Source organism: Pseudobacteroides cellulosolvens ATCC 35603 = DSM 2933, from assembly GCF_001262605.1.
GTDB lineage: Bacteria > Bacillota > Clostridia > Acetivibrionales > DSM-2933 > Pseudobacteroides > Pseudobacteroides cellulosolvens.
The window spans coordinates 3,557,870-3,571,821 of record NZ_LGTC01000001.1; the positions used below are offsets into that span (position 1 = coordinate 3,557,870).

Sequence of the window (13,952 nt, forward strand, 5' to 3'; positions counted from 1 at the left end):
CGTTTCACCTCTCAATCTCAAGTTCAAAATCAATCTCATTAAAGGTTTCAAACCCTGTGTCCATCCCGGCATCATCAAGCTGCTTTAAAGCCTCCTGTCTGGCAATAAATTCAGGATCGGTTACAATGCCTTGCTCTATGAGTTCATCAGCGACAATGGAAGAAGAAAGCTCATCAGTAAAACAGAGATTTTCACCATCTTTCTGAGCCATATCAATAACAGTTTGAGGCAGGATTTCTTCTGCCATTTTCTTTGGCATCATCAGCCCCTTTTTGTATTCACCAACAATCTCATAAATGCCGATAGCAATCTCTCCACAGGTAATGATGTTTCCCCATATGTTTGGATTAGGCCTGCTGTCCGGCATATGTTTCACCTCCGTCTATATAAGGCATAAAGGCAATGGCACTCAAATATTCCATGCCGAGCCTTGCTATCATTTCATTCTGATTCTTTAATACAGTATCGACTGTATGTTCTGTACAATATTTCATCATATCTTCCACATACTGCCCAACATCCAGCCCGACAGGGTTTTGCATATACTGTTCTTCCGACATATTTTCAATTTGCTTGTTTAGCTCTGCCTTATAAGCCAGAAACCTTGCTATAGCAATTACTTGATTTCTCTTATTTCCCATGCTTAACCTCCAATCTCCATGTCCTGCCTGAATTCATCTTCAAAGTCAAAGTCATAATCCCTACCTTGCAGTTCGGGAACAATGTCTTCAATTTTCTCGATCATTCTACCGACAGAAAGCATATCGTCATTGGAAAGGTTATTATCAAGCATCGTAAGCTTGACAAGATTAGAATGAAGAATCATCAGCTCTGTTTCGGTAAACAGAGCCTTTTCATCCACCAAACCGGAACGGATGGCAAAATCCTGTGTGGCTGATTCTTTATTGTAGAAAAATTGTCTTTGTAGTGGCTGTTCACTCTCAGGAGCCATGCGATAGGTTGAAAATACATAACCAAACAGGTGATGCAGCTTACAGGCTAAAACTACACCGTTATATTCAGCCAGCTTATATGAACCGTTTTTGAGTTTCTCATCCTTTTCTGTATAAGGACACTCAGTGCATATACCGGCTTCAACTGCCGTTTTCTTGGCGGTTTCCTCCAATAAATTAAAAACTTTTTCCTTAACTGAAACAAACGGGTTTCGCTCGATCATATCAGCTTTGGTATAGAATGCTATAAGCTGATTTTTATAATAAATATCAGCAAGATAATCGGAGGAAGTTGACCGTTTCACATCAAAGCCACGCCTTGCAAGCTGCTCAAAAAAGCATCTGTAGAAATCCATTTTAGTCCGCATAAATACACCTCCATTAAGAAGAATAACCGCCCTGATATTTTTCAAGGCGGTTATCATCATGTTTCTATCTAATCAAAATAGTGAAACTAAAATTTAATCTACAAAATGTTCCTTACCTGAAAGTGTTGGATTTACAGGGTGAAATGGTTTTGTAGGCGAGATATTGAGAATCTACAAAACCCATCTAATCTACAAATGAAAGTGAGCCACCACCATAGGGTATGGCAGCAGCTCATAGAGGATAGTTTTGTAGATTTTAACTCCCTATTCTCCATAAAGATGGTCAGGGGGAATCCCTGTAGGGTAACGCCATTTATTCATTTCAATTTGTCTCCTTTCGTCGGTTTGAATAGACCGGCCCGTAAACCAGTGGCTAAAATCATCTGACACACTTGGGCTTGTACTGGACCTTCCCAACACAGTATGGACAGCCTCGTCCGCCCACTCGTCCTGCTACATCCGAACGCCACGAATGACCGGCAGAGCATTTCCACCAGACTCTTTTGTTTGAGCCGGGAGTTACAGTCGTTGGTGGAATCCTGTTTTTTTCACAGTCCCATTCATTGGCAATTTCGGGGTACAGTGTTTCCAGATCGTTAAAACCTACCAAGACTTTTTGACCGGAGCAGTAGGGACAGCCTCTGCCGGCAGTCCTGTTAAAAATAATCGCTCTCCATGAATGCCCCAGCGAACATCTCCACCATGCCTTCTTGTTGGATTTAATGCCCATTTGGGATGGGAGGCAGGAATTTTTATCATAATCCCATTCTCTTGCGAGTTGGGGACTCAGCGTTTCGAGATCATTTACCCCCGTAATTATCTTTTGCCCCGAGCAATAGGGGCAAGAAAATCCTTCATTCCTGCTGAAAATTCTCGCTTCCCAAGAATGCCCGGCAGAGCATTTCCACCATGCTTTTTTGTTTGACTTCGAAGCTACCTGCGATGGAGGCAGTGTATTTTTTTCAAAATCCCATTCACTGGCTAACGCAGGATTCAGAGTTTGCAGATCATTTGTACCGGTCAGAACCTTTTTTCCAACACAATACGGACAGCAATCTCCGTAGGTTCTGTTGAAAATCATAGCTTCCCAAGAATGGCCTTGAATACATTTCCACCATACTTTCACATGAGAGTATTCTGTAAAACATTCAGGACCCCGCACATTTTTCTCAAAATCCCATTGCTGCATCAAAGCGGCGTTCTCAGACAGCTTTTTTCTTTTACTCATCACACAGCTCCCACATTTTTGAGAGCAGTCGTTCTTCCTCAGACTGCATGGATATATCCTTAGAAACGGCTTCGTGCAGAGATTGGGGAGCACCCAACTCGGTCATATCCCTCAAAGCGGCATCTGTAACCTTCGTTTCTCCGCTGCCTTTCAAAGACTTTTCCTGCACCAGAATCTCGTTCGCAACGTCCGGATAGAGATAGGTGCGAAGCATTTTACGAAGATATCGGTTTTCAACAATCAGCCTGTTGTTCCGCTGAGAAAGCTCCATATTTTCGGCTGTCAGTTTTTCCTGCGAAAGAACAGATTTCTTTTGTTCTTCTTGATACTCTGTTTTCCCTTTCTTTAGTACGGAATTCTCCTTAGATATCTGCTCCGCATGATCATAAATCCTTTTCCAGTAGTCATTCAGTTCGGTCAGTGCTTTTGCCAACTGAGCCATACTTGGATTGTTACGAATAAGACCAGCCACATCAAGACTTTTGAAAGCAGTGACAGCCACTTTTTCTTCTGCAAACACTTCTGCTTCAATCTTCAGGCATTCGATCTGTTCACGAACTTCAGGATTTCTCCTGAAATCATATCCATCCGCAGCGTATCCAAGGCTGACAGCGTAAGCTGCGATAAGGCTGCACTTCATAAGCCTTGCGTTTCCTGCCACCTGGGTGGCATAATATAAGTCAACGACCGACAGCATTTGTTCGGTTGTCATTTTTCTTGGCCTTGCCATTTTAGAGTTCCTCCATATTCCGATATAAACTTTGGCTGTATCTTGCGCTGCTGCCTTGAAGCCTTAGAAGCGCGGACTGAATATCATCATCACATCCGGCGCCCTTTCTGACTGTTTCCAACACACGCATAAGATATTTACAGTCCTCATCAACCTGTTTCCGTTTCTCATCAGCATTCAGGAAAGCAAGATACCGTCCCGTTTTACCGTCAATAAAATGTGGACAGGAGGCACATTCTCCGAGTTCACCGCTGCTTCCCATGTGCCGGAGGCAGTCACCAATACTTCCGCCTGCGTAAACCTCCGAATCACATCTTCCGCCGGTCACCGCCACCGTAGCAGCCGATTTCGTTATCCTGTGTTCCCGCATTTCAACATGATGGGATTTCTGCTTTCGGGAAAACTCATAGGTGGCACATTCGATGAAACGGGAAATATTTGCATAATAATGCGAGCTGATATTGATGTCCTCATGTCCGGCCAATTCTTTGCAGATTGTGGGCGAACCACCGGATATAATCAGGCTGATCATTGCCAGATGCCGTGTATCTCCTAAATGGATACACTCATCACTGCTTAAATCAATCCCCATTTTCTCTTTTTGAAATCTTTTCAGGCAGGCTCTAAGGGACAAATACGAATAAAACTTAGCTTTTGCCTTTCCGCCTCGATCCTCCAGAGCAAATAATGTATCAATCACCGACATGGGCATTTGTGAAGTAGCCTTAATGTAGGCTTCAATTTCAGCAGCAAGCGTTTCGGGTATGGAATACTTTATAAGTCTGTAATCGTCAGAAATGTTGTAACGGATGGGCTTTCCACCACCTTTAAGCCGTGTACGCCGTACCGTCAAAATGTTTTCACCGTTTTCTCTGCTCAAGCAACGGCGGGGAATCAAGACAAACTCCGTTGGACGCAGTGGCAAAATTACGGTGAGCTTCCACCAAAGGAATATAGGAAAATAAAAAATCCGTTCCTTTTCTTCTGCATTCATCCAGAATTGTTCTAAACAGTCGTTAAACTTAAAATAGTTTTCAAAGCTTGCCAAGACACGCTGGAGCTTTAGTCCTTTCATCTGCTGGCTGAAAAGAGCCTGATCCTCCATGTTTTCAATCGCAAACTCCCGCATTTCGGTGCTATCGGGCAACATCTTTAAGAACTCCAAGGTATGGACATTAATTGGAATCTGTTCATATGCGGAGAACTTAGCAAATTCAGTCAAACTCTTTACCAGACTTTTCAAACTGCCGAGGCTTAGACTACCGATCTGCAAAAGAGTATAGATCTTTGCGCAACTCACAAAACGAAGACAGGAACAGCCAAGCCAGCTCTGGGTTGTCCGTAAATACATAAGCTGGTCAATTCTAAAGGAAAGACTTATTCGGGCTACCTGATTGGTAAGCAGCCAAACATCATCGTTGAAGCAATCGTTCAGTATGACTCCTTTGTTTTTGTAGTCATCAAAAATCCCTTGTGCCTGATTCGAGGTTTCCTCATCAATGCGGGTCACCACAAAATGCCTGTCATAGTTGCCGTTATTACTGTCGGCTCTGGCTGTTATCATATATTCACCGCCAATCCCGAAAGCTTGAGCATGGCGGACAGGTCTGATTCGGGGTAGAGCTTTTTGATTGAGGCAATCATTTCTGCAATGGCAGGCATAACCGCCTCCTTCAAAATTTTAGTACAGCGCTCAGCCTCGGTTTCATCCGCAGCTTTTTTCAGCTCCAATAACCTTGTGTATTCCTTCGTCAATTGGTAGAAAATCGTCCTTGTATAAATCTCATACCCACAGCCTATGCAGCAATTCCTTTCAACATCTGCGCAGGCATAGCCTGCGGCTGTCATCAGGCATAAGCACCCTTCCTGTTTCCCCAGAGCATTTCCCGCGGCAATGTTTTGAAGAATGTCCGCCACTGTGCCGCGGATAGATTCCGGGCGCCTCACGATTTCGGCAATGGCGCTGCGTGCCTTGACAAGACTTGCTTCCACTGTCTTTGTCATATTCTCCAGGCCATAAGCGGCAATTCCGATTTCTGTTATCAGCTCTGTCTGAGCGGAAGGGGAAAGCTTTCGGTAATCCTGCTGTGCGTACATCTCCAGCATCAATGCCGGGATGAAGCTGAAAACGCCCCGTTCAAACATTTCCCTTGCGATAAACTCGGGCCGGTAACCGGAAAAGTTCGCATCCCGTAAATAAATATCCGTTGTTGTAGGCAGACTGCCGAAATGTCCTTTATGACTTCGTGCGAGTGCCGCAAGCATATATCCTTTCGGTTTGGCGGACGAATCCTCCGCCACTGCCTCCAGACCTTGCAGATAGGCTTTGTTTGCCCGGCGGGTGCTGAAATCCCGGTTGCCGCAGGCAGTAACGAAGTCCTTGCCGAAAAACAATTGTAGCTGTTTTTTCTGTCCTACAGCTTTAAGGAAACAATCACCCGGCTCAATATCTCCATGGTGTGAAACCACCACAGCTAAAATCATCCCCATTGGCTTTCGTAGACTTTCAGGAACAAAGAGCTTCAGCTCCGAAACCCCTTCATAAGCTTCCGTTTTACGAGGTTTGCGGGGCATATAACGAAGCCGCCACTCAAGCTCATTCAAAATGTTTTCTGCATTGAAATCCCCCATGGAAATCGCTTTGCGTAGCTTGTCACCGGGAACAGGCAATTTGGGCATTGGTAATCGAAGAAGATCTGTTCTGCGCCAGCCGCAAATAAAATGAAGCGAAACAAACAGCCATAAGTCTGCAAATTTCTTTGATTGCAGGGCCTTTTTCAGCAGCTGTTCTTTTTCCCATGCTTCATCGTTAAATACAATGTAAGCCATCCGCATAAAGTCCATTGCGGAGTAAGCCTCCTGCGGCTGCGACTCTCGCCGGGATTTGAAATGGAACGTCCAGCCGTTTGATAAATGCTGGTTTTCCCGCACATAAATCAGGAATGAAGAAAATAACCTCGCCGCATTTAAAGGAAGCTCTTTGTCCATCTCCGCAGCCAAAGCATCTAAATCCGTTTCCTCCATTTCAATCAGCTCCGTTTTAAGGGTAAAGCACAGATAGTCTGCGAGTATCCATGCACCCCTGCTGTCAGAGCAATTACGCTTGATGTAGTCCGCAAACAGATTTCCTGTTTTGGGGACCAAAGAGTGGAGCCGATCCGTCAGTAAAATAAGTTTTTCATCGTTTCCTGCGCCATACGAGCGAATCCACAGGGCAAGGCCGGGTTCAAGCTTTTGTAGATCGGTTCTGGAAACGGATAAAGTCTCATCAAGCTTTGCATGCTCTAAAGTGGACACTCCAAAGAATGCGTTTTCCTTCAAAAACATGAAAAGTTCCTTTTTGCATTTTCCTTTCTGCAATGAAAAGTGTTTGTTTCCTGCGGATATCTCTTGAATCCAATCAAAGAAATCAACAGTCTCAGTCGTTTTTGCCATAGCGCAAACCTCCCTCGCTCATCAGAAAGTTTGCAAACAATTCGTTCGCAGCCGAGAGTTCTTTTACAAGATCCCCCTTGTTTTGCAGATAAACCAATGCGCTGTCAGGAGAGGAGTCACCGCGCCAGTATTGCAACCCGGCAATATCCTCGCCCATTAGGACTAACTGCACTGAGAACCAATGCCTTAAAGCGTGAGGGCCAAGGGGGTTTTCGTATAGCAGCTGCCCGTATAGACGGCACTCCGGGTCGCTATGGTTGAGCAGGGCTGTCCTGACGTGCTCCGCAATCAAGCAGCGGAACCTATTCTGATAGCTGGAGTAGGTCATGGCCATACCATTGCGGTCAATAAACATCGGGCAATATTCGGTTTCATGCCCGTTCCAAGAGCGCCTTTTATGGAATTCATATACCTGGCAGAAGGCTGTCAGGAACGCCGGATACACGCGCTGGCGCCGTTTTTTCTTAATTCCTCCGCATCGGATACCGTCGCTCCTTAGCATGTATTCTGTGCTTAGATCGATCTCAACCTTTTTCACAACACCGCTGACGATTGTAATGGAAAGGCCGCTTCCCAAGGGACTGCATTCCTGACGTACATTGCACACTTCCCCTGGGCGTAAACCCGCAAAGGCTTGCAGGCAAATCGCGAATGCAATTTCGGGCGTATATCGAAAGGCACTGCTTATGATGACCTGAAGCACCTTCGTCGGTATGTCTCGGAAGATAACCTTCTCTGAGAAGGCTCCCCTGACTTGAAAGTTCGGAATATACTTTCTTTGAATTCTTCCGCGCTTTGATAATGAGGTTTTTTCAGAGTAAAGATCGCTTGCCGAAAGCTCCATATATCCACCGTATTTCAGGCTTAGTTTTCTGAAAAAGCCTGTCACGACGGCTACGCACCGGTTAACGGTTTGCTTATCTCGATAGGTCCCATTTGCCTGTTTTCCTAATGCGTAGTCTTGAAAAAATGCTTCCAGCATCTCCTTTTTTATGCCGAATATATGCTCTACCCCAAAAGTTTCGTACTGCTCGATCAGGATGTAGTTCAACACGGAACAGATATGATGCAGCTTCTTTCTGCCGTCACTGGTTATGGGGATACACACACCTTGCGTATAGGCGTCGATATAATTGTGCAGCGAAGTAAAATGGACGATCACATCATACTGGTTTTTGATTACAACAAAGCATCTGGAATACGCCTTGCCATCCTCCAGCGGCAGTCGGTGTTCATAGATAGCATAGTGATAAGAGTCCCTCCATTCGCGCGTTCTGCGGCTGCTCGCAGCTTCAAATTTGTAAATTGACATAACGATTTCCTCCATATTTTGTATTTGAAAAGATAACTTTCCAAACCAAATTATACAGGTTCGTATGTCAACTGAAAAACAGTCAAATGGGATTCCTTCTGTCAGTGCATCGCCTGACAGAAGGAATCCTTTAATGCTGTGAAACTTGGAAATCTACAAAACTGATCGCATTTTTTAAATCAAGGTACTTGGTGTTTTGTAGATTTTTTCGACAAAACTACGTCATTTTCAATCCGTGTTCCAATGGTAATTTACAGAATAAGTAATGTTAGACTTGTTATACATGCAATCATGGTTAGTATAGTAGTAAAACTCTAGCTTGGAATAAGTACCTGTCGGTAGATTTCTTTGGAACGTTATACCATTTTTGGTTGTTTGATAGTCAAGCTGATCCCATGAATTTGTTTTAATGTTATATCCCCTTACTCGTCCAAAATCACTTCCGCTATGTCCGCTGACAGGCGGTACAGTAAAGGTGTATTGCGTAATAGTAGCTCCCTCCAACCCGTTCTCCATGATAACTGAATCCGGGCCAGTAAGCACCATACCGCCGCCATTTGTGGAATCTGCCACGAAAAATACAATAGCCGACCATGAAGATTCAGCTCCGGTACTGTCAACTGCCTTAACCTTCACTACATTTTTGCCCAGTGGATAAACATAAGTTTCAGCAGGACGGTTTTCCCAAACATAGGTAATGGCATCTCCATCTGCATCATTGGAAGTTGCTGTGATTTTAACAGGTGTACCCGGTGCAACGCTGTTGCCGGCTGGTGTCCTTGTAATAACAGGTGCAGTAGGTGCAGAATTTTGGATAGTAAAGGCCACATCCGACCACTCGGAAATACCGCCATAGTTGTCTTTTGCTCTTACTTTTATCGTATGAGTACCTACAGGATAGTAATTGTCCTGAGCCTTTCCATCGTATTCATAGATAATTTCATCACCATCTGCATCGGTACTATTAACAGAAACATTGACAAGAAATTTCCCGTCTTTTGCGTTTCGTGTAACATTTGCCACAATAGTTGGCTTTGACGGTGCTGCATTGCTGATAGTAAAGGTTACGTCTGTCCAGTCGGAAACATCGCCATAGTTATCCTTTGCTCTTACCCTTACCGTATGATTACCAACGGTATAATAGTTATCTTCAGCCTTTCCACTATATTCATAAGTAATTTCATCTCCATCGGGGTCGCTGCTGTTGGCATAAATCTCAACAAGAAATTTACCACTACTAAATGTACGGGTTACATTGGCGTTTGCAACCGGCTTTGCGGGAGCTGTATTAATTACTTCAACGCTCTGTTTTGAGGTGAATGTTCTGCCAAGCTCATCAACAACGGTGGCACTCAAAATATAGTTTCCCGGTGTACTGATTGTCACAGTTCCGCCGTGGTTTCCCAAATTACCCTGTATATTGCCATCCAACGGTATAGATTGCCCGTCTTTTTCAAGGCTCCAAACAATATTTTTGCCACCAGGATTTGCAGCCTGACTGACTGTTACTTCAAATGGTACTCCTGTACGTACACTGCTCGGCATCGAGAAATCACAATTTATCAATGGGTAAACGCTGATTTGTGCGCTATAGCTGAAAATTCTGCCTAAAACATCGGTCATTGTTGCGGTAAGGAGGTATTCACCTTCCTGCATTAGACGGATTTTTCCACCTTGTTCATTCATCGTTCCATTGACTGACTCATCCCATTTAGCAGGCTGACCGTTTCTCATTAAACTCCATTCAATCGGCAGCACTCCCATATCGCCTGTAGTGCGAATATCAATATCCGTATCTGTATGGGCAATCTGAGGAAGATTAAATTCTATGGAGAGGACAGGGAGAATCTCGATCTTATTTTCACAATTGAATTGGAATACTCTTCCGGTTTCATCTGTCACACTTGCTTCAATGCCATAGTTTCCCGCAAGTTTGAAACGAATGTCTCCACCATTATTCACAAGTGTGCCGTCAATATAGGTATCCCAATCCTGAAAACCTTGCATATTGTTCACATACCATTTAACTGTCAATCCGTCCATATCGGCAGTTGTAATGTTGACGGTAATAATATCATCGGTATGAGCAGCTTTGGGCAAAGTAAATACAAGCTGCGGAATCGGATATACCTTGATTTCATTACTATTTTTGAAACTTCTGCCCGTTTCATCGGAAATAGTAGCTGTCAGCGTATAACTGCCTTTTTGAGTAAAGCGGATATTTCCTCCATCATTTCCGAGACTGCCTTCGATATAATCGGAAACAGCAACTTCCGTTCCGTCCTTTGTAACACTCCATACAACAGGGAGCTTACCTGCTTCAATAAGCTGTGTTTGTACTGTGACTGGCTTATCTGTATGAGTGGTTTTTTCTATTGTAAAGTCCATGTTGATCACGGGATAAACCATAACTGGTGAGGTGTATTCAAAACTACGTCCGGTGCTGTCTATCACCGCAGCCTTTAAATGGTAGTCCCCCTTTTCCTTAAAGCGGATAGTACCTCCGTTATCGTTAAGCGTTCCTTCAATACAGTCGTTCAAATTAATCTCTTTACCATCTTTCGTCAAACTCCAGTGAACCTCAAGCCCCTGTGTTTCCAGGAATGAGGTTTTGACTTCTACAAAGGTATCGGTATGTGCAATTTCCGGCAAATAAAAGCCTGTAACTGCCACCGGATATACAACTGTACTTGCCTCATCAGAAAATACCCTGCCTGTCGAGTCAACCAACACAGCTTTTAAGATATAGACTCCCTTTTCTTTAAAACGGATAGTACCTCCTTCATTGGAAAGCGATCCGTCGATACAGTCTGAAAGTGCCGCATCCTTACCATTTTTGGTAATGCTCCATACTGCTTTCATATCCCCGATTTCGGAGGATGTCACCATTAGGGCAATCTCTTTGTCGGTATGGGTTGTTGCAGGCAGGGAAAAGGTAAAGCTCGCCACAGGGTAAACAGTAATTTGCGCAGCAGCTTCAAATTTTCTGCCCGTTATGTCAATGACAACAGCTCTAAGAGTATACCAACCTTTTTCTTTAAATTGAATATTGCCACCTTCATTGGTAAGATTTCCATTGATGCAGTCCTTTAAGCTAACCTGTTCCTCATCCTTTACAAGCTGCCAGACAATATCCAGATTCCCTAAATCCTTGCTTTCTACCGTTACGTTTACCGTTGAATCGGTATGTGCTGTTTTAATCATATTTAGTGTCAACTGTGGCACAGGATAGACCTGAATATCGGCTTTTCCTGTGAACTCACGGTTCGTTTCATCAATGACGACTGCAACAATGGAGTAACTGCCACTTTCCTTGAAGCTGATAGAACCTCCATCATTATTCAGATTGCCCTCAATATATTCACCCCATTTTACTTGCTTTCCGTCCTTAAAAAGACGCCATGTTACAGTTTTGTTATCTTTTACCACCACTTTGACTTCAACCTCTTTATCGATATGCGTCTTACCGTTAAGATCAATGCTTATATCTGGTACAGGATAGATTTTGATTTCCTTGCTGAAAGTGTATTTTTTATTGCCATAATTGGTTGCGGTAGCCGTTATTTTATAATCTCCCGCCTCTTTAATGCAAATCTTACCGCCATCCTTGTTGAGTGTTCCTTCCAAAACATCTGTTGCAAGTGACTCTGTATCTTTCTTTTGAATTGTCCACTCAAGATTTTTCACATGGCTTAAAGTTGTCTTTACCTCAAACGGTGTATCGATATGGCTATAATTGGGCAGTGAGATTTCTACCTTTGCCGCCGGATAGCTTGCGCTGCCACCACCGCTATTACTGCGATTTGACTTCTCATCCGGCTTGGTGTTTTCCTGCTCTTTATTGTTGTCTGCCTGTTCTTGTGAGATACGCTCCATAGCCGCAAAGCGACGCAGAATCATCGCAAAGGCTTCCGCTCTGGTACTGTACGCCATCGGACGCACGGTCTTATCGGGATAACCATAGGACAAACCATACTTTTCCGCTACATTGATATATCCCTTATCTTCTTTAGTAATTTGACCGTCATCAACAAAAGGCGTATCTCCTGTCATGATCTTAGCCATATCTGCTTTGCCTATGGAACGTACCATCATGCGGACCATTTCCATACGGCTGATAGGCTGGTCAGGCTTAAAATCTTTTCCGTAATCTTCTTTTGCGATTACTTTGTTTTTGACAAGAGCTTCAATGAAACTCTCTGCCCAATGTTTGTCCGTATCATCAAAGGTATCGGGGCCGGTGTGGGTATAACCCTCCAACTTTAAGCTATATGTCAGCAAACTTACAAATTCACTGCGGGTAATAGTCGCATCCGGGCGAACCGTACCGTCAGGATATCCGTTTACAATGCCTTCCTGTGATAGCTTTTCAATTGTTTCTCTTGCCCAATGATTCGCTGCATCGGGGAATACTTTAAAAGCAGCATAAGCAGCATAAGCAGCACCGCCAAAAAGGGTTAAAATAAGAGCGATAGCAGCAACAATTGCCATCGCCCGTTTTAATGTATTTTTCATATTCAATTTCCTCCGTTTATTTAAATTTATCTATCCAATTCGCTCTCTGCTTCATGATTTTGCTCATGGCAGTCCAATGACAAATTCGGAATATTTTCTTGAATCCTGTTCATTACATTCATCAACCTCTTTTCATCATCAAAGCTGATTTCTCTGTCATTTCTGCCCCTGAAAATACATGCTTCATATAAAGTTACCAGTTCATTTTCTTTGAACAGTTTTTTCTCATCAATCAAACCGGCACGTACTGCAAAATCCTGCCTTGCTCCGTCATAGTCGGTGTCAAAGTAGTGTCCATAAGCTACACTGTCACGGTTATACGAATACCTCCACGTTACGAACCTCAACTGATCGTTATTATCCATCATTGCTGCCAAAAGAAAATTTCCAAACTCACAAAGCACCTTGTAATTTTTCACACTATCAAACGGCAGATTTTCAGCTTTTTCATAAAGATCGTAAGCATGTTTCATGGAAGAAAATAATTCTGATAATCGGAATACATCATCACGAACTGCTGTGTTATCTTTATAATGAATTTCACCATCCGGCATCAAAGAACAAATATATTCTCTGCCTTTGTAAAATTCCACAGGTTGGCCGACAGTTTCAAATTCAACCACAGTATATCCAAGTGTGTACGCTCGTCCTAAAAATGCCCGATACAATTCGTTACTAAATTTTCTCATCGAAAGCACCTCACATTCTCGCTTTCAATATCCTGTTCACTATCTGTCGGTGGGGCAGGCAAAATCTGCTCAATTTTGGAGATAACATCGCCTATAGCTTTCTCTACCTCTGATGTAAGTGCAGCATCTAACTTTACACGTTCGATACAGCAAGATAGCAGAAGTGAAAGTTCGGCATTGGAAAACAGGTTATCCCTTTTGACTTTTTGCTGTTTTTCTATAAAGCCACATCTTTCTGCAAAATCCTGTTGTGCTTCTTTAAAACATAAAAACTGCCGAGCATAGTAATAGACTTCCGACTTGTCATAGTCCATTCCTTTTTTCCATGTAGCATACTCATAACCAATCAGAGGGGACAACCGGCATCCCATTACAATGTCTCCAACTTCATAAAGCTTCATATACCCGTTTGGCAGATTCCCTATCGGCTTAACAGGCAAGTCTGAGGAAAGATTAAACTGCTTTTTTAAGTCCGAAGCAATTTCCACTATAATATTGGCACTTTCACATTGGCATCCACTATATATCAGCCTGTCATCTGCGGTTATAACGGCTACCAGTCCTCCGGTATCGTTAAAAATTTCTGCTGTTACATCGGATATTTCAGGTTCTTTAATAGTTAGCTGTACCTTTTTTAACCGCTTAAAAAGTTCGCTGTATAATTGCTTTTTTGAAACCAAAATTATCACCCTTTCATTCAGGATATTGATATTGTTTTAGTC

General features: G+C 43.3%; 11 protein-coding genes. All 11 read right to left on the reverse strand.

Annotated elements, in window-relative coordinates; translation table 11 throughout:
* Positions 1 to 4: 4 nt before the first annotated feature.
* Complete coding sequence (locus tag Bccel_RS14635; RefSeq protein WP_028308377.1) at positions 5 to 367, reverse strand: hypothetical protein; 363 nt, start codon at positions 365 to 367, stop codon at positions 5 to 7.
* Positions 348 to 641 (reverse strand): hypothetical protein, encoded by a 294-nt coding sequence (locus tag Bccel_RS14640; protein WP_028308376.1) that lies wholly within the window; start codon positions 639 to 641, stop codon positions 348 to 350. Before Bccel_RS14640 ends, Bccel_RS14635 begins: the two co-directional genes overlap by 20 nt.
* Before the next feature lie 2 nt (positions 642 to 643).
* Positions 644 to 1,321 (reverse strand): hypothetical protein, encoded by a 678-nt coding sequence (locus tag Bccel_RS14645; RefSeq protein WP_028308375.1) that lies wholly within the window; start codon positions 1,319 to 1,321, stop codon positions 644 to 646.
* 379 nt (positions 1,322 to 1,700) lie between these two features.
* A complete protein-coding gene (locus Bccel_RS14650; protein WP_050753489.1) occupies positions 1,701 to 2,549 on the reverse strand; it encodes a zinc-ribbon domain-containing protein in 849 nt (282 codons plus the stop codon).
* Entirely contained in the window at positions 2,542 to 3,279 is a 738-nt protein-coding gene (locus Bccel_RS14655) for a hypothetical protein (protein ID WP_036945713.1), read from the reverse strand. The genes Bccel_RS14650 and Bccel_RS14655 overlap by 8 nt, the downstream gene beginning before the upstream one ends.
* A gap of 1 nt (position 3,280) precedes the next feature.
* Positions 3,281 to 4,843 carry a site-specific integrase gene (locus Bccel_RS14660; RefSeq protein WP_036945714.1) on the reverse strand — a complete coding sequence of 521 codons (1,563 nt, stop codon included), beginning with the start codon at positions 4,841 to 4,843 and terminating at the stop codon, positions 3,281 to 3,283.
* Positions 4,840 to 6,714, reverse strand: a complete 1,875-nt coding sequence (locus tag Bccel_RS14665) for a hypothetical protein (RefSeq protein WP_036945715.1) — start codon at positions 6,712 to 6,714, stop codon at positions 4,840 to 4,842. Before Bccel_RS14665 ends, Bccel_RS14660 begins: the two co-directional genes overlap by 4 nt.
* On the reverse strand, positions 6,698 to 8,026 hold the full coding sequence (locus Bccel_RS14670; RefSeq protein ID WP_036945716.1) for a site-specific integrase: 1,329 nt from the start codon (positions 8,024 to 8,026) through the stop codon (positions 6,698 to 6,700). The genes Bccel_RS14665 and Bccel_RS14670 overlap by 17 nt, the downstream gene beginning before the upstream one ends.
* Positions 8,027 to 8,254: 228 nt before the next feature.
* Positions 8,255 to 12,541, reverse strand: coding sequence for an S-layer homology domain-containing protein (locus tag Bccel_RS14675; protein ID WP_050753490.1), 4,287 nt, complete (start codon positions 12,539 to 12,541; stop codon positions 8,255 to 8,257).
* Positions 12,542 to 12,567: 26 nt separating this feature from the next.
* Positions 12,568 to 13,230, reverse strand: a complete 663-nt coding sequence (locus Bccel_RS14680; RefSeq protein ID WP_028308373.1) for a hypothetical protein — start codon at positions 13,228 to 13,230, stop codon at positions 12,568 to 12,570.
* On the reverse strand, positions 13,227 to 13,910 hold the full coding sequence (locus tag Bccel_RS14685; RefSeq protein ID WP_036945640.1) for a hypothetical protein: 684 nt from the start codon (positions 13,908 to 13,910) through the stop codon (positions 13,227 to 13,229). The genes Bccel_RS14680 and Bccel_RS14685 overlap by 4 nt, the downstream gene beginning before the upstream one ends.
* Positions 13,911 to 13,952: the final 42 nt, after the last annotated feature.

Bases quoted from the DNA above. Each gene is read 5' to 3' on its own strand.
- Bccel_RS14635 (WP_028308377.1), bottom strand. From the start codon at position 367: ATGCCGGACAGCAGGCCTAATCCAAACATATGGGGAAACATCATTACC.
- Bccel_RS14640 (WP_028308376.1), bottom strand. From the start codon at position 641: ATGGGAAATAAGAGAAATCAAGTAATTGCTATAGCAAGGTTTCTGGCT.
- Bccel_RS14645 (WP_028308375.1), bottom strand. From the start codon at position 1,321: ATGCGGACTAAAATGGATTTCTACAGATGCTTTTTTGAGCAGCTTGCA.
- Bccel_RS14650 (WP_050753489.1), bottom strand. From the start codon at position 2,549: ATGAGTAAAAGAAAAAAGCTGTCTGAGAACGCCGCTTTGATGCAGCAA.
- Bccel_RS14655 (WP_036945713.1), bottom strand. From the start codon at position 3,279: ATGGCAAGGCCAAGAAAAATGACAACCGAACAAATGCTGTCGGTCGTT.
- Bccel_RS14660 (WP_036945714.1), bottom strand. From the start codon at position 4,843: ATGATAACAGCCAGAGCCGACAGTAATAACGGCAACTATGACAGGCAT.
- Bccel_RS14665 (WP_036945715.1), bottom strand. From the start codon at position 6,714: ATGGCAAAAACGACTGAGACTGTTGATTTCTTTGATTGGATTCAAGAG.
- Bccel_RS14670 (WP_036945716.1), bottom strand. From the start codon at position 8,026: ATGTCAATTTACAAATTTGAAGCTGCGAGCAGCCGCAGAACGCGCGAA.
- Bccel_RS14675 (WP_050753490.1), bottom strand. From the start codon at position 12,541: ATGAAAAATACATTAAAACGGGCGATGGCAATTGTTGCTGCTATCGCT.
- Bccel_RS14680 (WP_028308373.1), bottom strand. From the start codon at position 13,230: ATGAGAAAATTTAGTAACGAATTGTATCGGGCATTTTTAGGACGAGCG.